The organism is Chryseobacterium sp. CFS2, from assembly GCF_036543225.1.
GTDB lineage: Bacteria > Bacteroidota > Bacteroidia > Flavobacteriales > Weeksellaceae > Chryseobacterium > Chryseobacterium culicis_A.
The window spans coordinates 235,245-260,168 of sequence record NZ_JAZHQU010000005.1; the positions used below are offsets into that span (position 1 = coordinate 235,245).

A 24,924-nucleotide genomic window follows, 5' to 3' on the forward strand; every position below is an offset into this window, starting at 1 on the left:
GTAATTTATTATGAAAAAATATATTAGCACCCTTTTAGTATTAGTTTCGGGATTTGCTTTTTCCCAGACTATTCTGAACGCATCTTCTCCGGAAGAGTTCAGACAGATGAGAGCAGAAAACAAACAAAAAGTTGGTGATACTATTGTAGATAAAACAGTAAAGCCTCTTGAATATGGTTTTGTAGAAGATAAAGATATCCTGAAGAGTATGTTTGTATGGGAGATCATTGATATGAATGATAAGATCAACCAGCCTTTCTACTATGACAATCCGGATGGTCTTCTTGCTACTCCTACAAGATCTTTATACCAGTTATTATTGGACGCTGCCTTAAGCGGAAAGATTGAGCAGGTATATGATGATGAAAACTTTACAGTAAAACTTTCTCCGGAAGGAATTCAGAAAAGATTAGAAAAAGTAATCATCAATGATGCTGCTATTGATATCTTAAACTCAGGTAGACAATTAACTGAGGCTGAAAAGAAACAATATACTGACGTTTTTAAGACAACTACTGACAAGGTAAAAGTTCTTAAGATCATGGGTATGTGGTTTATTGATAAAAGAGACGGACAGATGAAATACAGACCTCTTGGTATTGCTGCAATGGGACCAGATCCTGCAGTACAGGGAGTTATCGGTCCAGATGGTAAGCCTATCGCAAGTAATGATGAGCTTATTGACCTGTTCTGGATCTATTATCCAAGTGCAAGAGATATTTTAGCAAATAATTTTGTCTTCAACAGAAAGAATTCTTCTGCTGATCTATCTTTCGATGATGTTATCAATGCAAGAAGATTCTCTTCTATCATTTATAAATCTTCAAACGGTTTAGGAGACGGTACTATCAAGGACTATATCCCTAAAAATGCTGATGAGCAGTTGGAAGAAAGCGATAGAATCAAGGCACAGATTCTTGACATGGAAAATGATATGTGGAATTACTAAATTTCACTTGATATTTATAGAAAACCTGAGTATTTTTACTCAGGTTTTTTTATTATGAGAAATGTAGATTATATTATCGTAGGAGATGGATATGCAGGGCTTTTCCTGGCTCATCAGCTAATTAAGAATAACAAGTCCTTTGTGATCTTTTCTGAAGGAAGAAAAAGTGCTTCACAGGTGTCGGCCGGGATTATCAATCCTGTGGTCCTAAAAAAGTTTACCACATTCTGGAAAGCACAGGAACAAATAGATTTTCTTAAAGATAATTTGAAACAAATAGAATCATATACTGGAGAAAACTATCTGATTGATGCTCCTATTCATAGAATCTTTCATGATGAAAATGAACAGAATTTATGGCTGAAAAAATCAGGAATTGAAGAATTATCGCATTTTCTTGACAAAAAATTTGATCGTTTAAATGTGGTAAAAAATGATTTTCTTACCGGAAAGGTGAATCAGTCTGCCAGACTCAATGTTAATGGATTTTTCAGTGGTTTATTCAGTTATTTTGAGAAAAATGATCACTGGGTAAAAGAAAAATTTGATTATACCCAATTGCATCCTTCAGAATCCACTTATAAAGATTTGAGTTTCAAAAATATTATCTTTTGTGAAGGAATGGGAGTGAAAGATAATCCCTACTTCTCAGAAATAGCGGTGATTCCCAATAAGGGACACCATATCAAAGTGAAACTTTCTCAACCTCTTTCTGAAAACATAACGATTAAGAAGAAACATTTTTTATTTCCAACCGGAAATGGTCTGTATTTTTATGGAGGAACTTATGACAGGGAACAGATGCATCATCACATTGATGAATCCGCAGTGGAACAACTGGTGAAAGGTCTTTCCGAATTTTATCCTTATGATTTTGAAGTGGAAGAAGTGCATTTTGGATTCCGCCCAACAGTAAAAGACAGAAGACCCATCATCGGAAGACATGAAACATTCCGTAATCTGTATGTTTTTAATGGACTTGGGGCCCGTGGAATCCTTAACGGATGCTATTTTTCCAGGGATTTGTTCCGTTTTATTGAAGAAGATATTCCATTGCATGAAGAAGTATCCCTGAACAGGTTTCAATAATGTATCTTAGTATAGATATTAAAAGCTGCAAAATTTATGAATGAAAATATATTAGGCATCGTTGCCGGAGTTCTTACTTCTGTTTCCATGATTCCACAGCTTGTAAAAGTAATCCGGGAAAAGAATGTAGAAGATATTTCTCTGCTCATGCTTTTAGTCCTCATTTCAGGGCTGTCATTGTGGGTATGGTATGGTTTTGAAAAAGACGAACTGCCTATTATCTTATCAAATGCTTTTGCTGTGATTGTGAATATAAGCCTTCTGGTATGCTATATAATCTACAATAAAAAAAGTAGATAAAGCACATAAAAAAAGACGCCATACGAATAAAGCGTCTTTTTATTTTTATGTAAGTGATATCAATTACTGAAGAACAAATTTTGCTAAAGGAGCCATTCTTGCTTTATTTAAAGTAAGAGTATTTCCATTTACAGAATAATTATCTGCGGCAAGGATTGCTTTGGTAAACTGATTTTCAATATCAAGATCTTCACAAGCCATCATGGTAGACATTCCCTGATTGAACTTAATTCTCATCATTTCAGGTTTGATCTCAAATGTTCCTCCTAAACCATTACATCCGGCATGTCCCTGGTATCTCATTCCATCCATTTCAAGTTTGAAATAAGGATTGTTTTTAGGGTTTTTCAGTTCAATCGGCTTCCCGTTAAGCTCCGTAAGTTTCCAGGTTTTTCCTGTAATATCACTCGTTGGCTTTTGTGCATTCTGTGTTTTACAAGAAACCACTAAAAACGTTGCGATAACAAGTGCCGATAAATAATAATATAAGCTTTTCATAATGTTTATTTTTTTAAGATGAATGCTAATCCCATGCTAATACGATGCCATTTTTGCAGGACCAGACTCTTTTTTTGCCTGTTTAAGGTGGAACAGAACCATATCTACATTCTTTTTCAGGAAAGTGATATTGCCTTTAATATCAGAGTATTGATACTCTTCATTGGAGGCCGTATATTCAGGTAAAGCATCACTTTTTTTAAGGTCAAAAGTTTTGCCGTTTAAATGGATTGTTGCCGTATTTTTGGTGTTGTTGATGGTTACTTCTATCTTTTCTCCATAGCTGTCCACATACACCTCTTTTGAGATATCATCTGTATTTTCGGGAACAACAGCAGTGATGGTTTCAGTTTCTTTTCCGGGATGTTTACACGCTGTTAGGGAAATAATGGTCAATCCAAAAAGGACTGGTAATAATAATTTTTTCATAGTGATAAGTGATTTTAAAGTGTTTCATGAACTACGATGTTAATGCCTTATAAATTTACGAATATTTTTAATAAATATATGTTAATTTTTCATAAACTAACAGAAAGTTAAGATTTTAGCCAATTTAACTCACTGTTTTTTGAAACATTATTCACGAAACAGAAAGTAATAATTATGGTAGAAAATTGATGGGAGTCGTTGTTAATTCAGGTTTTTTAACGAACGTATTTTCAGAAGTATACTCTGTGTTTTTCTCATTTCTCATTTGTTGTTTGAATTTTCGGCAAAAATAATTCAAAAAGAAGAGAGTAACAATAAGTTAATGTTAATAATTCTAATTCATGATAAAGTTTAGGTTGGACTATTTTAACTTTCAGTTTTTCAAATAAAATCTTCAAAACAGAACAATTGTGCACTTCATGATGTTCAAAAAAGCAACAATAGTATCATTAAAATTTCCTTAAATTGAAAAATATGGCTTGATTTTTGAAAATTTAAAACTGCTCAGATAGAATATCAAAATTGCTTGTATTGTGCTTGAATAGGATAAAAGTTTACTATTTTTCAAACTTTTTTATTCAGGTATTTTAAAGGATAGTTAAATTTTGTTAATCTACTATGATAATATCATAATCTGGGTGTACATTTGCCACTTCAAAATGAGAAACTTTATAGTATACTTTTTAACCGGTCTTTTTCTGCTCTTTGTAGTAGAAAGCAGACTTGACGTTAAAACGCTAAGAAACGACTACAACGGTCATGTTTCTCATCATATGCCGAAAAGAGCCAACCGCCTGAACCAGACTTTTGAAAAACTCTCCGTTCAGCAGATGGCCGATAATGTAGACAATTCCACTTTAGAACTTGCCGAAAATGACTTTCAGCTGTCTGATGTATGGCAGGCTATTGCTGTCTTTGCCGGAGTTTTCAGCCTTGTCTATATTTTTGGATTAAAAAGCTACAAACGCTTTAGACAGGATATTCATGGCTTTGTTCTTGGATTAGCCACAAAAAGGTTTATTCTGATCCGCTCCATTAGAATTTAAAATTTTATCGATCTGTTCTTTTTCTGCCTGATTTTCCGGGTGGAAATACTTTACGTTGTGTATATGTTGGTAATCAGCACATCGTACCCCTTTTATTACCGTTTATTTCTATTTAAAACATTAACGATTTATATAAACTCTAGAATTATGATAAAAAGAGTTGCTTCGGGAATTGCGCTGAGTGCCCTTCTGTTGGCTGTTGGCTGCAATAAGAAAAAAGAAGAAAAAGAAGAAGTTACCGTATATCCGGTGACATCCCCTGTAGTAATGGATACTGTAATCAACAAAGAATACGTAGCCCAGATTCAATCCGTAAAAAACATTGAAGTGAGAGCTCAGGAAAAAGGTTTCCTGGAAAAAATCTTTGTGGACGAAGGACAATACGTACAGGCAGGACAGACCTTGTTCCGAATTATGCCTAAACTGTATCAGGCAGAATTATTAAAAGCAAAAGCAGAGGTAGAACAGGCCTCTATCGAGCTGAAAAATGCAAGTACATTGGCAGGAAATAATATTGTTTCCAAGAACGAAAAAGCAATGGCAAAAGCCAAGCTGGATGCCGCCAATGCAGAAATGAAACTGGCTCAGATCCACCTTTCATTTACAGATATTAAAGCACCATTCTCTGGTGTTATTAACAGAATTCCTTTAAAACTGGGAAGTCTTGTAGATGAAGGAGATCTGTTGACTTCATTATCAGACAATACAAGTATTTACACTTATTTCAATGTTTCAGAACCTGAATATTTGAGCTATCAGACCCATGCGGCTGACAGAGGCAGCAATCAGGTCGCTCTGATTACGGCAAATGGAGAAACGTATACCCAGAAAGGAGAAATCCAGACGATTGAAGGAGAATTTGATAATGAAACAGGAAATATTGCCTTCCGTGCAAAATTCCCAAATCCTGATAAACTTCTGAGAAACGGAGAAACGGGTAAAGTACAGATGTCAATGCCTGTTCATAATGCTTTGATTATTCCGCAGAAAGCCACTTATGAAATACAGGATCAGAAATATGTATTTGTTATTGATAAAAACGGAGTAGCAAAATCCAGAAATATCAAAGTAGCTTATGAACTTCAGGATCTTTATGTAGTAGGTTCAGGAATTTCAAAAGGAGATCAGATTCTTCTGGAAGGAGTTCAGAAAGTGAAGGATGACCAAAAGGTGAAAACAAAATTCCAGGATCCTAAGAAAGTTCTTCAATCATTGAAATTAAAAGCAGAGTAATGGTCTCTAAAGTGAAGCAGTATGTTTAAAAAATTCATTCGCAGACCAGTTCTGTCTATAGTAATCTCATTGATTATTGTATTTATGGGAATATTGTCATTGGTGAAACTTCCGGTGACCCAGTTCCCATCCATTTCTCCCCCTAAAGTAAATATCACCGCAGAATATCCCGGAGCGAACAACGAATTGTTGATTAAATCCGTAGTGATCCCCTTGGAAAGAGGATTAAATGGTGTTCCCGGAATGAAATATATGACCTCAGATGCAGGGAATGACGGGGAAGCTTCCATCCAGATTGTATTTGACCTGGGGACAGATCCCAATGTAGCCGCAGTTAACGTTCAGAACCGTGTATCTTCAGTAGTAAATAAGTTACCTCCTCTTGTAGTACGTGAAGGGGTGAAGATCACTCGTGAAGAGCCTAACATGTTGATGTATATTAACCTGTACAGTGATGATCCTAAAGCTGACCAGAAATTCCTCTTCAACTATGCAGATATCAATGTGATGTCTGAGTTGAGAAGGGTAAGTGGTGTTGGTTTTGCGGATATCCTGGGAACCCGTGAATATGCCATGCGTATCTGGCTTAAACCGGATAGATTAACCGCTTATAATATTTCAGCTGATGAAGTAATGGAATCTCTGAATGAGCAGAGTTTGGAAGCTTCCCCTGGGAAAACGGGAGAAAGTTCCGGAAAGCGCTCTCAGTCCTTCGAATATGTATTAAAATATCCTGGACGTTTTAATAATGAAAAAGATTACGGAAACATTATTCTAAAGGCAAAACCGAATGGAGAATCTGTAAGGCTGAAAGACGTTGCCGATATAGAATTTGGAAGTTCCATGTATGATATTTATTCCACATTGAACGGAAAACCTTCTGCGGCGATCACCGTAAAACAATCCTATGGTTCCAATGCAAGTGACGTTATCAAAAACGTGAAAGCATTAATGAAGGATCTGGAGAAAAATAACTTCCCGAAAGGAATGCACTACGATATCAGCTATGACGTTTCAAGATTCCTGGATGCATCCATGGAAAAAGTAATCCATACCTTGTTAGAAGCCTTTATTCTGGTAGCAATTGTGGTATTCCTGTTCTTGGGTGACTGGCGTTCTACATTGATTCCTGCACTGGCAGTTCCGGTTTCATTGGTAGGAACATTTGCCGTCATGTCCGCATTTGGAATTACCCTGAATATGATTTCCCTCTTTGCTTTGGTAATGGCAATCGGGGTAGTAGTAGATGACGCGATTGTAGTGATTGAAGCCGTTCACGCCAAGATGGAAGAGAAGCATCTTTCCCCTTTGAAAGCCACAGAAGAAGCAATGCATGAGATCAGTGGAGCAATTATCGCAATTACATTGGTAATGGCATCCGTATTTATTCCGATTGCATTTATGTCTGGTCCGGTTGGGGTATTTTACCGCCAGTTCTCCATTACAATGGCTTCATCCATTATCCTATCGGGAATTGTTGCCCTTACTTTGACACCGGCATTATGTGCGCTGATCTTGAAAAATAATCACGGAAAAGCTAAAAAGAAAACTCCGATTACTATCTTCCTTGATAAATTCAATAACCTGTTTACAAAAGGAGCAGGGAAATATGAGAAGATGCTGAATAAAACAGTGACAAAAAAGACAATAACATTACCATTGTTATTAGCATTTTGTGCCTGTACATTCTTCCTGAGTAACTCTTTGCCTTCAGGATTTATTCCTGCGGAAGATCAGGGAATGATTTACGCAATTATTCAGACACCTCCGGGATCTACTTTGGAAAGAACCAATCAGATTGCCAAAGAGCTTTTAAGAGAATCTGAAGATATTGATGGCGTGCAGTCCGTTTCCTCCCTTGCAGGATATGAGATCTTGACTGAAGGTACGGGATCCAACTCCGGAACCTGTCTGATCAACCTTAAAAGCTGGGAAGAACGTAAGGAATCTGCTGCTGAAATCATTGAAAAACTCGAAGAAAAAGCCAAAAATATTCCCGGAGCCAATATTGAATTCTTCCAGCCGCCTTCCGTTCCCGGATATGGAGCTGCAGGAGGTTTTGAACTTCGTTTGCTGGATAAAGCAGGAAGTGGAGATTATCATAAAATGGAGCAGGTAAGTAATGATTTTGTGAAGGAGCTTAAAAAACGTCCGGAACTTGGATCTGCATTTACATTCTATTCTGCGAGTTTCCCACAGTACATGCTTAAAATAGACAACGATCTTGCAGAGCAAAAAGGGGTAACCATTGAAAAAGCAATGGATAACTTATCTACATTGATCGGATCCAACTATGAGACGAGTTTCATCCGTTTCGACAGACCTTATAAAGTAATTGTTCAGGCCGGTCCTCAATACCGTGCTTTGCCAACAGATCTGTTGAAACTCTATGTTAAAAACGATAAAGATCAGATGGTTCCTTACTCGGATTTCATGAGATTGGAAAAAGTATACGGATTATCAGAGATCACAAGACACAATATGTATAACTCAGCAGAGGTGAGTGGAACTCCTGCGCCGGGATATAGTAGTGGACAGGCGATTAAGGCCATTCAGGAAGTAGCAGACAAAACACTTCCAAGAGGTTTTGGTATCGACTGGGCGGGGATTTCAAAAGATGAAGTAAGCCGTGGAAATGAAGCCGTATTTATCTTCCTGGTATGTTTAGGATTTGTTTATCTGATCCTTTCTGCACAGTATGAAAGCTTTATCCTTCCGCTGCCGGTAATTTTATCCCTTCCGGTAGGTATTTTCGGAGCCTTTTTATGTTTAAAACTTTTAGGGCTGGAAAATAATATCTATGCTCAGGTGGCCATGGTCATGCTTATTGGACTTTTAGGTAAAAACGCCGTGTTAATTGTTGAATTTGCCGTGCAGAAAAAGGCTGAAGAAGGAATTCCTGTGGCAAAAGCTGCTATTGAAGGAGCTGCCATCCGTTTCCGTCCGATCCTGATGACATCATTTGCATTTGTTGCCGGATTGATCCCATTGGTCATCGCAACAGGGCCGGGAGCTGTCGGTAACAGAACTATTGGTACTGCAGCCGCAGGAGGGATGTTAATCGGAACCATTTTCGGATTAATGATTATCCCGGGACTGTATTATATCTTCGGAACAATTGCAGATAAGTCGAGACTGGCGAGATATGAAGAAGAAAATCCTTTAACAGAACAAACTGAACCTTATGAACATGATGGAAAATTCGAAGACTAAAAATATATTTACAGCCATTGCCTTATCGCTTGTACTCGCAAGCTGTAAGGCGCCAATGGCGACTGTCATAAAAGATGAGGTAAAAGAAAATATTCCTCAGAACTTTAATCAGGAAGAGCAGCAGGATGCCAATAACAACAGCGGAACAACTCCCTGGAGACAGTTCTTTACAGATCCCAATCTGGTAACCCTGATTGAAACAGCTTTAAAAAATAATCAGGAACTGCTGATCACGCTTCAGGAGATTGAAATCGCGAAAAGTGGGGTCTTAGCTAAAAAAGGAAGACTTACTCCAACTGTTTCTGCCGGAATAGGAGCTGGGCTGAAAAAAGCCGGACGTTATACCAGTGAAGGAGCAGGGGATGCTACTACTGAAATAGAACCTGGAAAAGAAATGCCGGATCCGCTTGGAAACTTTGAAGCAGGATTAAACGCAAGCTGGGAGATTGATATCTGGAAAAAACTCAGAACAGAAAAGGAATCTGCAGTGGCACATTATCTTTCTACAGTGGAAGGGAAGAACTTTGTTTTATCTAATCTTATTGAAGAAGTTGCAGACAATTATTATGAATTGTTGGCTCTTGATAATCAATTAGACATTATACAACAATATATAAAGCTTCAGCAAAGAGCACTGGAGATTTCCAAAATTCAGAAAGAAGCTGCTGCTGCAACGGAACTTGCCGTGAAAAAGTTTGAAGCAGAATTGGCGAAATCCAAAGCTGCAGAATATACAATCCGCCAGCAGATCACTGAAAAGGAAAATGAAATTAATGCTTTATTGGGAAGATATCCACAGCCGATTGTGAGAACTAAGGAAAACTTTATGTCTACCATTCCACCGACTGTATATACGGGAATTCCGTCTCAGTTATTGGCTAACCGACCTGATATCAAGCGTGCAGAATTGGAATTAAAGGCTTCAAAGCTGGATGTAGAAGCGGCAAGAAAAGAATTTTATCCTTCCCTTGAAATTTCTGCAACATTAGGTCTTGAGGCGTTCAAACCTTCTTACCTTGTTAAATTGCCGGAATCCATTGCTTATAATCTGGCCGGTGAACTGGCAGGGCCGCTGATTAATAAAAGTGCGATAAAAGCAAACTTCCAGACCGCAGATGCAAAACAGGTTCAGGCACTATACGAATATGATAAAACCATTTTGAATGCCTATCTGGATGTTGCGAACCTGATGTCAAAAGTTAAAAATATAGATCAGTATTATCAACTGAAATCGCAGGAAACCAAAGCGCTGGATCAGTCTATTGATATTGCCAATCAATTGTTCCGTAATTCAAGAGCGGATTATCTTGAAGTTCTTTTAAACCAGAGAGATGCTCTGGATGCTAAAATGGAGCTCATCGAAGCAAAACAGAAACAGCTCAGCACCGTAGTCGATATCTATAAAAGTTTAGGTGGAGGCTGGAAATAAAACATCATAATTCTATCAATAAACAGTTAATGTTTTTTGGAGGGTCAATTCTTTTAGGATTGGCCCTTTTTATTTTTAATACGACACGTTTTGTCGCTCCATATAAATAATTTTACATCAGAATAAGGCTGAATTTACTATAAATAAAGAAAAGTAAATAATAAATAGTATGATTTACAGGATACCACATTAAAGTAATTTTTGTGTCTTAAAAAGTATTAAATTCGCGAAGTTTTAAGAAACTAATTACTAACTCAAAAACAACACGGGAATGAGAAAACTTTATCTCAGTGCATTCACCTTATGCACAATCCTGGGCATATCCGCTCAGGAAGTGGTATGGCAGAAAGACATCAAATCCTCTACCCAGGATTTCCTAAGCCAGGTCACCACCACCATCGATCAGCAATATCTGATCACCGGAAGTTCTATTCAAAGCGATAAGCAGCAGGCTTTAGGCAGTAAGCAAAACAACGGTTACGATTTCCATCTGGTAAAACTCAACCAGCAGGGACAGGAAGTCTGGGAGAAATATTTTTCAGGATCCAATCATGATTATTTATCCGCAACCGTTACCACTCAGGATGGCGGATTTTTACTAGCCGGAACATCATACTCAGGAAAAGGGCTTGATAAAAAAGAAGATTCCAAAGGAGGCTCCGATATCTGGTTAATTAGAATCAATGAATTTGGTGACGAATTATGGCAGAAAACCTTAGGTAGTTCTTCCGATGAAGAGGCCAGAGCAGTCATTCAAACTACAGACCTAGGATTCTTTGTAGCCGGGAATGTACAGAGCTCATCAAAAGGCTACGGCTCCAAAGATGTCTGGATCACAAAATTGGATAAAAACGGAAAAGAATTATCCCAATTAATCTTAGGTGGAAAAGGCTTAGATGAAGTCGAAAAGATGATTCCCACGAAAGACGGCGGCGCATTGCTTGGAATTTATTCAAGAAGCACATCTGTTAAAACAAATAATCAGCAATCAACGACTAACACTAATATTCCGTCTGACAGAACTGCAACCCATAACCTACTATCTGCAACCTCAAAGCAAAGCGACAACTTCGGTGAAGGCGATTACTGGATTGTTAAGTTAGACAAAAATGGAAAAGTAGAATGGGAAAAGAACTTTGGAGGCAAAGGTGATGACCACATCAGAACCCTGGCGCTGGCTTCAACTGGCTTTATCATTGGTGGAGAGTCCAGATCAGAAAGATCAGGCAATAAAACCGTAGGACTGGAAGAAGGAACAGACCTTTGGCTGATTTCCATAAATGAAAGAGGGGATGAACAGTGGCAGAAATCCTACAATTTCAAGAACCGGGATATCTTAATGGGTATGAGTGTTCTTCATTCTGCAGATGACAAATCTTCCAAAGGAATCCTGCTGGGAGGTTATACCCAGGCTGAAGGAAGAATACAGACTGATGACGAAACCTTCTGGATGCTCTATCTGGATCAGAATGGAAATGAGCAGTGGAGAAAACACGTGAAAGGAGAATCCAGACAAAAAGAAGAAAGGCTTTCCGACTTAAAACTGAACCGAGATGGCTCTATTATTTTGGCCGGAACCAGTGCAGAAGAATTGGGGAAAGAAAACTGGAAGATCGTAAAACTGGGTGATAGACAGGTGGATCAGCTCATTGAAAAATATGATATCAAAATCTATCCAAACCCTGTATCAGATTATGCCTACGTAGAAATTGGTTTTGATTTCAAGGAAGCTGATATTCTTTTATATGACATGAGTGGAAGACAATTACAAAGTATAAAAACCAAGAACAGAGTAACGAAAATCAATACCCAGGCTTTGGTTCAGGGAGCGTATCTGGTGACGATAAAAACAGATACCAACAAAACGGCGAATGCTAAACTGATTAAAAAATAATAACACGATGAAAAAAATAATTGCAGCTTCTCTGATTATCTGCGGGTGTGCTTTGGGCTATTCCCAATCTGTAGATCCAAAGGAGAGTAAATACAATCTGACTATAAAATCACCTGATGCCAGCCAGCTATCAAAGCATACGGATATTCCGACATCTACGCATACCGGAACTATTGGTATTGATATTCCAATATATACCATACAAGTGGGAGATTTTAGTCTTCCGATTTCTTTGAAATATCACGCCTCAGGAGTCAAGGTAAAAGAAACCGCTTCTAAGGTAGGTCTTGGCTGGTCTTTATCTGTGGGCGGAATGTCGCTTTCTAAACAGGTTTTAGGGCGTGAAGATAAAGGTAAAATTCAGTATATCAACCCGGATAGTTTCAATCCTGTTCAAAGCAATCTTAACGATTATGATCTGGCAAAAAGTATCAAAGAGGAATTCTCAACACTTGATACTCAGCCTGATATTTATTCCTTCTCTTTGGGAAGTGCTTCAGGAGAGTTTTATTATGACAGTTCAGGGAAAATTATTCAGATTCCCTACAGTACTGTAAAAATAGAAGATTCCTTTGTTTTCACTGATGATCAGGGCATCAAGTATTATTTCAAAGCAGGAAATCAAACCCAAACTGTGGGGGGAAGTGCTCCTGCCCCTAATGATTTTAGTAATACTGATTTTATTATTACCCGAATCCTTTTGCCAACAGGGAAAGAAATAAAGTTTAATTATCAGGCAAGTAACTATAGTTATTTGAATAACTTTTACAAAGGACTTAAAATTCCAAGAGCATGTGTATACCAGAATGGTACAACCTATGAAGAATTTGTAACCAAAACGAATGTACTTTCTGAAAGTGTATTACAGAGTATTCAATTTGAAGGCAATGAAGTAAAGTTCGTGTATGGTAATCGTGAGGATATCAATAATGGACTTTCTTTAAATAAAATAGAAGTTAGAAATCCCCAGCAGGCACTGGTATCAGAGTATAATCTGGTAAAAGAGTATTTTACAAGTACGGACTCTCCATCAGCTCCTGGATATGATTCTGAAATTCCATATCTGATGAAAAGACTGAAGTTAAAAGAAGTGGTAAATCTGAAAGATAATTCAAAATATAAACTTCAGTATTATGAAAATAATCCACTCCCTAACAGATTATCAGATCAGACGGATTTTGTAGGTTTTTATAATGGTAAATTAACCAATCATGGAATCCCTTTTGTTGCATATGGCGATAAAATTTACGGTTTTGGAGATGATAAAAATCCTGATATTAACTATGCTGTTTCCGGAAGTTTAAAAGAAATACAATATCCTACAGGCGGTAAAATGGGACTGCAATACGAACTGGATGATTTTTATTTTGAAGGGGCTGAAACTCAAATAGGAAAAAAAGACTTTCTTATTTCAAATCTTGAAATGCTGGGCGGAATATTTAATGTTAATACCAATGGAAATACCGTTGACTTCAAAATTACCTTTCAAAGTACAGCCAATCCAAATGAAGGTCCGGAAGGCTCTTTACCTGAGGGACCACATTTTGTAGGGGAACTTCTGGATAATAACAATACCGTTCTAAGAACATTTCTGATCAATAAAGAATATGAATTTATGGAAAACATAAAACCTTCCTATAAAATCAGAATCAGAAAGGTAGGAAATGTCAGCAGCAGCCACTATGCCACCCTGAATGCCCAATGGTACGAAAAAGTTTCAGAAACCAAGCAGTACAATAAATCTGTTGGGGGAATACGAATTCAGAAAATAACGAAAAATGAGGCAGGGATGCTGACGAATGAAACAGAATTTATTTACAGGGATGAAAACAATAGATCTACAGGAAGATATATGGCAGATGATATTGAATATTCTTATATCCAGGAGATCGCAGAGGATCAGGATATGGGATATACCTGTGAACAAATGGTCATCAGTAATTCGGGAAACTTTAATATTAGTACGATCAACGGGAAGCCTACGATTTATGATAAGGTCATTACCCGGAATAAAAATGTAAACAACAATGCGGAAAGCTATGAGATAATAGATGAATATATGAATCTGTCCCATACCAATCCTAAAAATGCAAGAAATCCAATCTTTACCTATGCCAATAATCAGTTTGCGCGTGGGGTATTAACTGATAGAAAATATTATGACTCTCAACATAGACTCGTTAAAAGGGATTCATACACCTACGAATTTGACAATCATTTCAATAATCTTTCGAATGATTATAGTACAGGATTCCCTAGTCTTACCATAAGACCTTATTATATCGGTGTGAAATCTGTTGCCTGTGCAATTCATAATGCCAACGGGGTTTGTATAGGACGTAATTATACTTTTACGGTTGACCGTTTTGAAATATCATCTGCCTGGGTAAAAAAGAAAACGATGACAACTACTGATTATTTTGATAATAATAACACTAGTCAAATTACCAGTTATACTTATGACAATAGTTATAGGCATACCAATCCGGCAATTGTAAATGTGGATTTTTCTGATCATTCAACACAAAAAACGGCTTACCGCTATGCCCATGAAAAAAACAACCAAAAGCTGATCAATGCTAATATGATAGGAATTCCTTTAGAAACGGAAACCACTCAAACTATTGGAGCTGCCACCCAAAGCCTTTCTAAAACGGAAACGAAATATGAAAATCCATCGAACTTGCTTCCGACCTCAGTATTGTCATATGATTTTCAGAATAATCCTTCTACAGAGGTTACTTACGATCAATATGATTCCAAAGGAAATTTACAACAATATACTGCAAAAAATGGGATCTCAACAGTAATTGTCTGGGGTTACAATCAAACTAAGCCTATTGCGAAAATAGACGGAGCGAAATTAACAGATATCCAGCAGTCCTTAATTGATGCTATTGTTGCGGCTTCCAATACCGATGCTTCAGCAGCTCCCAATAATGATGAAACTGCATTTCTATCTGCATTGAATACCTTCAGAATGAACGCTTCATTATCTGCTTATCAGGTGACCACGTATACCTACGATCCATTGATTGGCGTAAGAAGCATTACTCCTTCTTCAGGAATCAGAGAAAACTATATCTATGATTCAGCAGGCCGACTTGAAAAAGTGATGAATGCAGACGGAAAAGTGTTGAAGGAGATGAAATACAACTATAAAAACTAAAACCGATGAAAAAAATATTAATCCCCATAGGAATACTCGTAATGGGAACTGCCCAGGCGCAGCTTACCAGTACCGAAAATTATGTGTACTCAAAGACGTATTTATCAGATCCAACGCTTGCGAATGTTAAAAGCTCAGAAACTGTTCAGTATTTTGACGGATTGGGAAGACCCAAACAAATTGTCAATGTCAAAGCCTCTCCATTAGGAAAAGATGTTGTAACCCCTATTGTATATGATGGTTTCGGGAGACAGGTGTTGGACTATCTGCCCGTGCCTCAGGGAGGAACGCTCAGTGGTGGCATTGTTGCCAATCCCTTAGCCAATGTAAGCAGTACCCCGTATAGTACAGAGAAAATCTATTCAGAGAAAATTCTGGAAAGCTCTCCGTTAAACCGTGTTTTAGGACAAAAACAGGTGGGAAATGCGTGGGCTAACAAACCAGTACAATTTGGATATCAGGTTAATGTCACTGGAGACGTTAAAAAATATACAGCTACTTTTAACTATACCAATTTTGAATCCAAATTACTCGCACCAGGCTCCTATGGAACAGGAGAGTTGTATAAAAATACAGTTACCGATGAAGACGGCAACCCAACTATTGAATTTAAAAACGCTCAGGGACAGGTTTTGCTGGTCAGAAAAGTTATCAATGCCACAGAAAATGCCGATACCTATTATGTTTATAATGACTATAACCAGTTGGCTTTTGTCATCCCTCCCAAAGCGGCTATAGAATCAGATCCCAATACGGTGCTTAACGATTTATGCTACCAGTATAAATATGACAGCAGAAATCGTCTGGTAGAAAAGAAACTACCCGGAAAAGGCTGGGAATATATGGTGTACAATAAAGCAGATCAGCTTATTCTGACCCAGGATACAGTTCTTAAAGGAAAAGGGCAATGGCTCTTTACCAAATATGATCAGTTTGGAAGAACCTTGTACACCGGAATCACAAATAATACAGCCAACAGGACTTCAATACAAAACAGTGCCAATGTCAATACTGTTTTATATGAAACCAGAACGGCTGCGGTGGGATTTACCTTAAACGGTATGGCGGTATACTATACGAAGCTTTCCACTCCTTCCAATGTTAGCCAGATATTAAGTGTTAATTATTATGATACCTATCCACCAGGCTCTTCAGCGGTTACCAATGTATTTGCCCAGCCTCTTCTTACGGACAATCCGGCTCAGGAAAGAACGACCAAGGGACTTCTTACTGCTTCCTATATCAAAAATATAGAAGATGACCAATGGACGCGTAACTTTATCTGGTATGATACCAAAGGAAGAAATGTCGGTTCAAGAAGCAATAACCATTTGGGTGGTTATACGGTCGTTAACAATAAACTTGACTTTACAGGAGTTGTCCTTCAGAGTAATACCTACCATAGAAGATTGGGTTCGGATCCTGAAAAGGCTATTGTAGAAAAATTCACCTATGATCCTCAGAACAGGCTTCTTACCCATACCCATCAGGTGGGCAGTAATCCTGTTGAATATCTGGCTCAGAATAAATACAATGAAATTTCCCAGCTGGAATCCAAGAAAGTAGGAGGAACAGCTGCTGCATCCCCATTACAAACCATAGATTATCAATACAATATTCGGGGCTGGATGACCAGGATCAATAATCCTGCGAATCTTAATGGGAAACTTTTTGGGTATGAGATAAAATACAATAATCCTGTGTATTCTACAGTTTCTACAGGGAAATACAATGGAAATATTGCAGAAATAGATTGGAAAAATTCTTCACAGGATATTCTGAAAAGGTACAATTATACCTACGATAAACTGAATAGATTAACTGATGCCGAATATGCAGAACCGGAGACAACCAATCCGCACAACAAGAATTTTGATGAACGTTTGACCTATGATGTCAACGGAAATATTACATTTCTAAAAAGAAATGCGATCCCTGTTTTTGGGGCAACCTCTACGCTGGTAGATGATCTTGCCTATAAATATACAGGAAACCGCCTGAACCAGATTATTGAAAGCTCATTAAATGATACAGGCTATGAAGGAGGAAATAATACCATTGATTATGACCTGAACGGGAATATGATTAATATGAAGGATAAAGGAATTCAGACGATACAGTACAACTATTTGAATTTACCGGATTCCTTTGCCATTACCCAGGCTAATCCTTCAGGGCTTTTTATGAACAGTGGGCTGGATTATCTCTACCGTGCAGATGGGGTAAAACTTCGCAAAACCTATTCCAGTGCTCCGCCACGCGGACAGACAAGCATTACGATGACCGATTATCTGGATGGCTTCCAGTATACCTATCGTGAAGGTGGGGGAATATGCCTGGAATGCCGAACGGAAACAGCTTTTGAAGAACAGGCCTATAAAAATATCAATACCCTTTCCGGTATTGTTATAACTCCGGAATGGAAGCTTGATTTTGTACCCACCGCTGAAGGATTTTACAGTTTCACAGAAAACCGCTATATTTACCAGTACAGAGATCACCTTGGCAATGCCAGAGTAAGCTTTGCAAAAAACAGCGAAGGCGCTCTTGAGATTACAGACACCAACAACTACTATCCATTTGGTTTAAACCATATTGAAGGAATGCTTAGTACTTCTAATTTTGGAGGGTATTATAGTTATAAATACAACGGAAAGGAATTGCAGGAGACAGGAATGTATGATTATGGAGCGAGAATGTATATGGCTGATATTGGAAGATGGGGCGTTGTTGATCCGCTGGCGGAGAAATATCAAGAGCTTTCACCTTTTAGATATAGCTTTAATAATCCAGTTAATTTTGTTGATCCTGTTGGGCTAACAGAGGAAGATCCTCCTAGTAAAAAAGGAAATGGGCAAAAAGTAACAGAAATTGCAGAAATAACTTTAACTGGAAAAAAATCTAATTGGATACAAAAACATGTTATAAATCCTATTGCTACTTTTTTTAAAGAAGAAAAGAGAAAACACGATGCTCAACCTCAAGTTCTTCCTCCTATTAATACATTCTGGTCTCATTTTTATGATAGAGAATGGGAAAGCGGGGGATTAACTTATCTTGTGGCTAGGGATGGTAAAATCTCAATGGTAAAGCCTATAGGAGGAGCTGGACCATTAGAATATATTAGTGGTGCAGGAGAATTAAAATATTTATTGGCAAGTAAAGAAGCTTTAGAGGCTTTTAAATCAACGGAAATAGCTGCTCAAAGTACAGAGAAAGTACAAAAACTAGCTAAACTAATGAAAGAGGGAGATATCAGCATTTATGGTGAAAAAATTGTTGTTTATTTAAAAGATGGTGAAAGATATATACTAGATGGGCATCATAGGATACAGGCTGCAATACAAGAAAATAAGACTTTAGAAGTTATTGAAGTCACAGGACAAAAAGCAATGCAAATGTTTAAAGATAAAGTAAAACAAATTGATAGTGGATTATTCAAATAAAGATATAAATACGAAGAAATTATTAGAAGAGTATTTAATTTTCATAGTAAATTTTGAGAGTGTGTTAAAAAAAGAATACGATATTCCAAAAGATATAAATATTTGGAGTTATCTGGTTGAACGAAAGTATGAAAAGGGAACCGTTGCTACATATAACTATATATGTCATGGCTCAGGTTTTACAATAGAGAAAAATGGAATCATTTGTGAATATGATAAAGCTCCTTTAAATGAATATGATATCAAATTTTCTTTTTGGAAATTTAAAAACTTTATTGAAACTAATCACATGCAAACAATTATAGATGATAGTATGTTAAAGAAAGATTTATCCGATTTGATTACTGCAAATATTGTGAGCTGGTTAATTACAGATGGAATTAATTGGAATATTTACCAAACAAATTTCACGGCTTTGCAAAGTTTATAATTCGATTACTGCTACACGGAATCCTTTCGTGTGATAAAATAATAACAATCACAACCACTGCCCCGCTGGCGCGAGCGTCTCGCTCGTGTCCACAAATAAAAACAAAACCACTGCAATTGCGGTGGTTTTATTCTTTTATCCTGTAAAACCGCTATATTTACCAGTACAGAGATCACCTTGGCAATGCCAGAGTAAGCTTTGCCAAAAACAGCGAAGGCGCTCTTGAAATAACCGATACCAACAACTACTATCCATTTGGATTAAACCATATTGAAGGAATGCTTAGTACTTCTAATTTTGGAGGGTATTATAGTTACAAGTACAATGGGAAGGAGCTTCAGGAAACAGGAATGTATGATTATGGAGCGAGATTCTATATGCCGGATATTGGTAGATGGGGCGTCGTAGATCCGTTGGCGGAGAAAATGACTCGTCATAGTCCTTACAATTATGCGTTTAATAATCCAATTAGGTTTATTGATCCAGATGGAAGAGATCCTATTGATTATGTAGATGAAAAAGGAAAAAAGATTGGAACAGATGGAACAACTGATCCAGGAGTTTTAATGATTACTAATAAAAAGGATAAATCAGCAATAAAGGCGGCGGAAAAAAAAGGAGGAAATATTGCTTTAAATCAATTAAATGAATTAAATGGAGATATGATTGTTCCTGATGATGGTGCATTACAAGAATCTTTAAACGTTTTGGCTAGAGGAGATGCAAATGGTGGGTTTAGAGAAGAAAGTTCTTCAATTTCGGAAGACAACGTAATATTAAGAGGGGAAACCGGGCCATTACCTACGATCGATGCAAATGATGTTGGAACAGCTCCTGCCTTAGTACCAACTACGGCTACTACTCATACAACAATACATCTTCATCCTGCAGGTATTTTTGTTGGAAGTAATGGATTGATTTATCCTTTTGACGCTTTAACTCCTACAAAAGGAGTTGATGATAAAACTTTTTCAGGTAAGGGAACAAATATTATTGTAGGTAGACTGCAAAAATACGACGGAACTAATGTGATAAAAAATTCTGATGGTACGTATAAAGATTACAGAGATGTAGGAGCTGCGGTTTATAGAGGAAGTAATATATCTAAACCTATAATGACATTAACTAAACAAGTAATTACAAACATCCTTAATAGAAATGCAAAATAAATTTTTTAAAAAATATACTTTACTATTGTTTATATTCTTTTCAAGTTATTTTTTTTCTCAAATTAAAAAAATTAATTTTTTAATTATGATTGATGAAAAACCTTGTTTGATAGTAAATGATCTAAGACTTAGTTCTTCTTCTGTGGGCTTACTTGATGCGAATTATATTGTTGGTACGATTAATCTATCTGATGAAAATTATAATAAACTTATAAATGATAAATCATCAAATTTTGATGTTAATTTTGAAACGATTTTACCTAAACTTCCACTAGCGCAAAAGTATATATTTTCTTTACCCAAAGAATTTCTAAATCAGAAATATATTATTATCAATATATTTAATAAAAGTAGTAAAATTTACAAAAAGAGATATTCAGGAGGAAATAAAAATAATAAAGAATATTATGTCGTAATTACAAGTCCAGATTTTTCAAAACTTGAATAATAATATGAAATGTAACTCCTGCTGCACAAAGTCTCCCGACTTTGAGCTGGCCAAATAAAAACAAAACCACTGCAATTGCGGTGGTTTTATTCTTTTATCCTGTAAAACCGCTATATTTACCAGTACAGAGATCACCTTGGCAATGCCAGAGTAAGCTTTGCAAAAAACAGCGAAGGCGCTCTTGAGATTACAGACACCAACAACTACTATCCATTTGGTTTAAACCATATTGAAGGAATGCTTAGTACTTCTAATTTTGGAGGATATTATAGTTATAAGTACAATGGGAAAGAGTTGCAGGAAACGGGTATGTATGATTATGGTGCGAGGATGTATATGGCGGATATTGGAAGATGGGGCGTTGTTGATCCGCTGGCGGAGAAATATAGGAGATGGTCAACATACAATTATGCAATGAATAATCCAGCAAGATTTATTGATCCAGATGGAAGACAAATTATTGATCCTATTTATGGTAGGAATTTTTGGAATAATAGATTGAGTTTGATTGGTGATGATGGTAAAAATACAGGAAAAGCATACATAGTAACTGGTAATGTTAAAAGAGGAGTAGAGAGTGCTACTAAAAGAGGTCAAGCATATGATGGAAATTTATCTGAAAATAAAAACGTTGCACATATCCCTACTGGCGGAAGGTTAAAGTCAGTTATAGAATCTGTTGCCGATACTAAAAAATCAGGTCACGAAAATGGAGGCTATGCGTTTAAAGGTGATGATAGCACTATAAGAAGTAATGAGGGAGGACCTGCAAAACAATATTATAATGACAAAAACCAAGTTGTTACTGAAGCTTCTATGAGTGTATTTAAAGGCGGATTACCTAAAGATGCATCAACTTTAGAAATGTACTGGCATGATCACCCAGATGTTCTTGTGAATATTATTTCTCCCAATCAATTAGGTCATTCGACTCCTTCAGATGCTGATTATGGTGTTCAAAGTCTCTTAGAAGAAAGAGGATATAATGGTAATGCATTTGTAGTTGGAACTCGTACAAATGATGTTACTTATTATAACAGTGAAAGCAATATTGTTAATGTAAATTATGATGATTGGAAAAATGCAGGTATTAAAGCAACTCTTAATTTCGTTCAATCAATAATGAATAATTTAAATATTAGATAATATGAAGTATATATTTTTTTTAATGTGTATTACATCTTTTTTTTCATGCCAAACAGGACGTAAATCTAATGATGTTATTTCAAAAAACAAACAACTCTACAATTCATTATACAATAAAAATGGAAATATTTTTACATTAGGTTCACTGAATTTTGAATCCTCATATATGTGGAGTTATACAAATAATAGTATAATTGTTTATAATTTAAATAAAGGAAAAATAGTGTCCGAAAAAAAAATAAATTATGAAAATAATAATTGGTTACAAGATCCGGTTAAAGACGATGATGGAATAGATAAATGTATAGTAACTGATGGAGTTATGCTCATGTATCAAGTTAGAAATAATGAATCCTTTATAGAAAGGAGATTTCCACTTGATTATATATGTATGAAAAATAGTAATTATGAATCAATCTTTTTTAAAAGACTGATTCAAGATATTAATTATTATAATATTGGATGGAAGGAATTAAAAAATAGTAGCAAATAATCCCCCGCTGGCGCGAGCGTCTCGCTCGTGTCCACAAATAAAAACAAAACCACTGCAATTGCGGTGGTTTTTGTTTTTTATCCTGCAAAACCGCTATATTTACCAGTACAAAGATCACCTTGGCAATGCCAGAGTAAGCTTTGCAAAAAACAGCGAAGGCGCTCTTGAAATAACTGATACCAATAACTACTATCCATTTGGTTTAAACCATATTGAAGGAATGCTTAGTACTTCTAATTTTGGAGGGTATTATAGTTATAAATACAACGGAAAGGAGTTGCAGGAGACGGGTATGTATGATTATGGAGCACGATTTTATATGCCGGATATCGGTAGATGGGGAGTTGTCGATCCATTGGCGGAGAAATCAAGAAGATGGAACCCATACAACTATGCTTTTAATAATCCTTTACGTTTTATTGATCCGGATGGAAGACAAAATGAGGACATTATTCACGTTAATGCAAAAGGTTATGTAACTCAAGTAGAAATACAAGAAGGTCCTCATATTGTTGTTGATGAATCCGGAAATGAATTAAATACTAATGATTCTGATTTTGATCAAGCACAATTAGATGATGTTGCTAAATACGCAAGAACAATGAGTGATTACGAATTGCAAGATGCGGAAATTAGATTATTTACACCATATTCAGCACAACAGATGGCTGACAATTTTAATCAGTTGGGAATTGGAGATATAAAAGATACCTCTCAATATCTTCAGGCATTTGGAGAACAATCATATATTATGGCACCTTGGATGCTGTATATGGGTTCATTAGGAGGCTCAGGAGGTTCTTTTGATTTTGCAGATGATATGACATCTGTTGTGGCAGACGGAGGAAACTATCCTGCCCCAAGTCCTCCAAATGGATTTACTACTGATGGAACAGGAGGTTTTGTAAAGTTTGAAGGCAATAATACATTATATAATGTTTATGATGCAGGTAATTTTATGACTGGGAAAGGGTTTCAAATGATTGGAGCACCTTTGGATGTTTTAAAGAATGGAGCAGATATAAGAAGTAGATATATTTCACGTCAAGGACCGGATTCTAAATCCGATCAAAGAGCAGTTACTAACGGATATAATTATAACAGAGTAGGATGGAAAAAATAAATATCAAAAATTTAGCAATCATATCTTTTATTATTTTCTTATTAAATTTTTCCGCATTTATATTCATTGATTTATTGAAATGGCTTAATCCATATTCTTCATTAAGTAATAAGATAAATTTTTTTATTTTATTTCCTTTGAATATAATAGGTATATTAATATCAATCATTGTAATAATAAAGAATAGTTTAAATAAAGGAAAGCTCCTTTATTCTTTATTATGTATTCCTCTGTTGTTATTGTTATTCTACTTCTTCTTTCTGAAGGGAGTTTATTTAAAATGAAATTATAATTGAGAATCTCGTATACATTGGATAAAATACCCCCCCCCGCTGGCGCAAGCGTCTCGCTCGTGTCCACAAATAAAAACAAAACCACTGCAATTGCGGTGGTTTTATTTTATCCTGTAAAACCGCTATATTTACCAGTACAGAGATCACCTTGGCAATGCCAGAGTAAGCTTTGCAAAAAACAGCGAAGGCGCTCTTGAAGTTACGGACACCAATAACTACTATCCATTTGGGTTAAACCATATTGAAGGAATGCTTCGTACTTCTATTTTTGGAGGATATTACAGCTATAAGTACAATGGGAAAGAGTTGCAGGAAACGGGTATGTATGATTATGGCGCGAGATTTTACATGCCGGATATTGGACGGTTTGGAACAATAGACCCAAGAAGTCAATACACTCACGAAGCCTACAGTTATGTTTGGAATAATCCAATTAGTTTTAACGATCCTACAGGTATGGAAGGAGAATTAGCAACGTGTCCTACTTGTCCAAATACACCGCAATTTCAATCATACATTAATGATCCAAAAAATATGTATGTTTATGAACCTGAAACGAACACCGCTGTAAAAGAAATACAAATTGAAGAAGTTACTTTTACTGGAAAAGCTAAAAGCGGTGATTCTGGTCCCGGTAGTTTGGCTATGCTGCTTTACTAGTTTCGCAGGCTGATTCTCCAGTACCAGGTCTAGCAGATATTGTAGCTGGTGCAATGTTAATAGGAGCTGGAGTTTGGTGGACATATAACCAATTTGCACCGCCTAGTACAGGATATACTACCATTGCAGATCCCGGTGCTGGTTACAGAAGTATGAATACCGAAGATAGTGCAGAAGAAGATAAGGATGTTAATGGCGTAGATGTTCCAAAGGAGAAAAAAGTACCTGCTAGTGGTAAAACAGGAAAAGAAGCCGCTAAAGATGTTCCATCATGGGCAAAAGAGCAAGGAGAGGCCCCCTATGTGGATGAAGATGGGAAAACTTTTGCGGAGAGAGTATTAGATGGTCAGTATGGTAAAGGAGAATGGAATAAAGGTAAAGCAAGTAAAGGACCTGGTTCTGAATTTAATAAAATAAAGAAATGGGGAGATAGAGGATTCGAATTACCAAAGAAAAAATAAATTTAA

At 36.6% G+C, this 24,924-nt stretch carries 20 protein-coding genes; 18 read left to right on the plus strand and 2 right to left on the minus strand.

Going from position 1 to position 24,924, the window contains the following annotated elements; genetic code table 11:
- Window positions 1-10: 10 nt before the first annotated feature.
- The 3 genes from porN to ODR02_RS13875 are packed head-to-tail and all read left to right on the plus strand — an operon-like array spanning window position 11 to window position 2,338.
- Entirely contained in the window at window positions 11-949 is a 939-nt protein-coding gene (porN, locus tag ODR02_RS13865; protein WP_105684727.1) for a type IX secretion system ring protein PorN/GldN, read from the plus strand.
- 54 nt (window positions 950-1,003) lie between these two features.
- Window positions 1,004-2,038: an NAD(P)/FAD-dependent oxidoreductase gene (locus ODR02_RS13870; RefSeq protein WP_309513056.1), complete on the plus strand. Its 1,035-nt coding sequence runs from the start codon at window positions 1,004-1,006 to the stop codon at window positions 2,036-2,038.
- 36 nt (window positions 2,039-2,074) lie between these two features.
- Window positions 2,075-2,338, plus strand: a complete 264-nt coding sequence (locus ODR02_RS13875) for a SemiSWEET transporter (protein ID WP_209785863.1) — start codon at window positions 2,075-2,077, stop codon at window positions 2,336-2,338.
- Window positions 2,339-2,401: 63 nt separating this feature from the next.
- Here the strand turns inward: ODR02_RS13875 and ODR02_RS13880 are convergent, their stop codons facing one another.
- Window positions 2,402-2,836 (minus strand): META domain-containing protein, encoded by a 435-nt coding sequence (locus tag ODR02_RS13880; RefSeq protein WP_209785862.1) that lies wholly within the window; start codon window positions 2,834-2,836, stop codon window positions 2,402-2,404.
- A 36-nt stretch (window positions 2,837-2,872) separates the two neighbouring features.
- On the minus strand, window positions 2,873-3,265 hold the full coding sequence (locus ODR02_RS13885) for a multicopper oxidase domain-containing protein (protein ID WP_309513055.1): 393 nt from the start codon (window positions 3,263-3,265) through the stop codon (window positions 2,873-2,875).
- Between the two features lie 659 nt (window positions 3,266-3,924).
- Between ODR02_RS13885 and ODR02_RS13890 the strand changes: the two genes are divergently transcribed.
- The 15 genes from ODR02_RS13890 to ODR02_RS13960 all read left to right on the plus strand — a co-directional run bounded on the left by ODR02_RS13890 (window position 3,925) and on the right by ODR02_RS13960 (window position 24,918).
- On the plus strand, window positions 3,925-4,311 hold the full coding sequence (locus ODR02_RS13890; RefSeq protein WP_309513054.1) for a hypothetical protein: 387 nt from the start codon (window positions 3,925-3,927) through the stop codon (window positions 4,309-4,311).
- Between the two features lie 150 nt (window positions 4,312-4,461).
- Complete coding sequence (locus ODR02_RS13895) at window positions 4,462-5,544, plus strand: efflux RND transporter periplasmic adaptor subunit (RefSeq protein ID WP_408915858.1); 1,083 nt, start codon at window positions 4,462-4,464, stop codon at window positions 5,542-5,544.
- A gap of 21 nt (window positions 5,545-5,565) precedes the next feature.
- Complete coding sequence (locus ODR02_RS13900) at window positions 5,566-8,757, plus strand: efflux RND transporter permease subunit (protein ID WP_309513053.1); 3,192 nt, start codon at window positions 5,566-5,568, stop codon at window positions 8,755-8,757.
- Entirely contained in the window at window positions 8,729-10,186 is a 1,458-nt protein-coding gene (locus tag ODR02_RS13905; RefSeq protein ID WP_209785859.1) for a TolC family protein, read from the plus strand. The genes ODR02_RS13900 and ODR02_RS13905 overlap by 29 nt, the downstream gene beginning before the upstream one ends.
- Before the next feature lie 271 nt (window positions 10,187-10,457).
- Window positions 10,458-12,080 carry a T9SS type A sorting domain-containing protein gene (locus tag ODR02_RS13910; protein WP_331835654.1) on the plus strand — a complete coding sequence of 541 codons (1,623 nt, stop codon included), beginning with the start codon at window positions 10,458-10,460 and terminating at the stop codon, window positions 12,078-12,080.
- Between the two features lie 7 nt (window positions 12,081-12,087).
- Window positions 12,088-15,249 (plus strand): hypothetical protein, encoded by a 3,162-nt coding sequence (locus ODR02_RS13915; protein WP_309513340.1) that lies wholly within the window; start codon window positions 12,088-12,090, stop codon window positions 15,247-15,249.
- Window positions 15,250-15,254: 5 nt separating this feature from the next.
- Window positions 15,255-18,695 carry a DUF6443 domain-containing protein gene (locus tag ODR02_RS13920; protein ID WP_309513341.1) on the plus strand — a complete coding sequence of 1,147 codons (3,441 nt, stop codon included), beginning with the start codon at window positions 15,255-15,257 and terminating at the stop codon, window positions 18,693-18,695.
- On the plus strand, window positions 18,679-19,125 hold the full coding sequence (locus ODR02_RS13925) for a DUF6896 domain-containing protein (RefSeq protein WP_309513342.1): 447 nt from the start codon (window positions 18,679-18,681) through the stop codon (window positions 19,123-19,125). The genes ODR02_RS13920 and ODR02_RS13925 overlap by 17 nt, the downstream gene beginning before the upstream one ends.
- Window positions 19,126-19,352: 227 nt before the next feature.
- Complete coding sequence (locus ODR02_RS23595; protein WP_408916038.1) at window positions 19,353-20,294, plus strand: RHS repeat-associated core domain-containing protein; 942 nt, start codon at window positions 19,353-19,355, stop codon at window positions 20,292-20,294.
- Complete coding sequence (locus ODR02_RS13935) at window positions 20,284-20,742, plus strand: hypothetical protein (RefSeq protein ID WP_209785858.1); 459 nt, start codon at window positions 20,284-20,286, stop codon at window positions 20,740-20,742. Before ODR02_RS23595 ends, ODR02_RS13935 begins: the two co-directional genes overlap by 11 nt.
- Window positions 20,743-20,928: 186 nt before the next feature.
- The gene (locus ODR02_RS13940; RefSeq protein WP_309513420.1) at window positions 20,929-21,888 is read left to right on the plus strand and encodes an RHS repeat-associated core domain-containing protein; all 960 of its coding nucleotides are present in this window, start codon (window positions 20,929-20,931) and stop codon (window positions 21,886-21,888) included.
- A gap of 1 nt (window position 21,889) precedes the next feature.
- Complete coding sequence (locus ODR02_RS13945) at window positions 21,890-22,381, plus strand: hypothetical protein (protein ID WP_309513343.1); 492 nt, start codon at window positions 21,890-21,892, stop codon at window positions 22,379-22,381.
- Window positions 22,382-22,451: 70 nt separating this feature from the next.
- Window positions 22,452-23,504, plus strand: coding sequence for an RHS repeat-associated core domain-containing protein (locus ODR02_RS13950; protein ID WP_309513344.1), 1,053 nt, complete (start codon window positions 22,452-22,454; stop codon window positions 23,502-23,504).
- A gap of 419 nt (window positions 23,505-23,923) precedes the next feature.
- Entirely contained in the window at window positions 23,924-24,457 is a 534-nt protein-coding gene (locus ODR02_RS13955) for an RHS repeat-associated core domain-containing protein (RefSeq protein ID WP_309513421.1), read from the plus strand.
- Between the two features lie 53 nt (window positions 24,458-24,510).
- Window positions 24,511-24,918, plus strand: coding sequence for a hypothetical protein (locus ODR02_RS13960; protein ID WP_309513345.1), 408 nt, complete (start codon window positions 24,511-24,513; stop codon window positions 24,916-24,918).
- The last annotated feature ends 6 nt before the right edge of the window (window positions 24,919-24,924 follow it).

Bases quoted from the DNA above. Each gene is read 5' to 3' on its own strand.
- porN (WP_105684727.1), top strand. From the start codon at position 11: ATGAAAAAATATATTAGCACCCTTTTAGTATTAGTTTCGGGATTTGCT.
- ODR02_RS13870 (WP_309513056.1), top strand. From the start codon at position 1,004: ATGAGAAATGTAGATTATATTATCGTAGGAGATGGATATGCAGGGCTT.
- ODR02_RS13875 (WP_209785863.1), top strand. From the start codon at position 2,075: ATGAATGAAAATATATTAGGCATCGTTGCCGGAGTTCTTACTTCTGTT.
- ODR02_RS13880 (WP_209785862.1), bottom strand. From the start codon at position 2,836: ATGAAAAGCTTATATTATTATTTATCGGCACTTGTTATCGCAACGTTT.
- ODR02_RS13885 (WP_309513055.1), bottom strand. From the start codon at position 3,265: ATGAAAAAATTATTATTACCAGTCCTTTTTGGATTGACCATTATTTCC.
- ODR02_RS13890 (WP_309513054.1), top strand. From the start codon at position 3,925: ATGAGAAACTTTATAGTATACTTTTTAACCGGTCTTTTTCTGCTCTTT.
- ODR02_RS13900 (WP_309513053.1), top strand. From the start codon at position 5,566: ATGTTTAAAAAATTCATTCGCAGACCAGTTCTGTCTATAGTAATCTCA.
- ODR02_RS13905 (WP_209785859.1), top strand. From the start codon at position 8,729: ATGAACATGATGGAAAATTCGAAGACTAAAAATATATTTACAGCCATT.
- ODR02_RS13910 (WP_331835654.1), top strand. From the start codon at position 10,458: ATGAGAAAACTTTATCTCAGTGCATTCACCTTATGCACAATCCTGGGC.
- ODR02_RS13915 (WP_309513340.1), top strand. From the start codon at position 12,088: ATGAAAAAAATAATTGCAGCTTCTCTGATTATCTGCGGGTGTGCTTTG.
- ODR02_RS13920 (WP_309513341.1), top strand. From the start codon at position 15,255: ATGAAAAAAATATTAATCCCCATAGGAATACTCGTAATGGGAACTGCC.
- ODR02_RS13935 (WP_209785858.1), top strand. From the start codon at position 20,284: ATGCAAAATAAATTTTTTAAAAAATATACTTTACTATTGTTTATATTC.
- ODR02_RS13945 (WP_309513343.1), top strand. From the start codon at position 21,890: ATGAAGTATATATTTTTTTTAATGTGTATTACATCTTTTTTTTCATGC.
- ODR02_RS13960 (WP_309513345.1), top strand. From the start codon at position 24,511: ATGTTAATAGGAGCTGGAGTTTGGTGGACATATAACCAATTTGCACCG.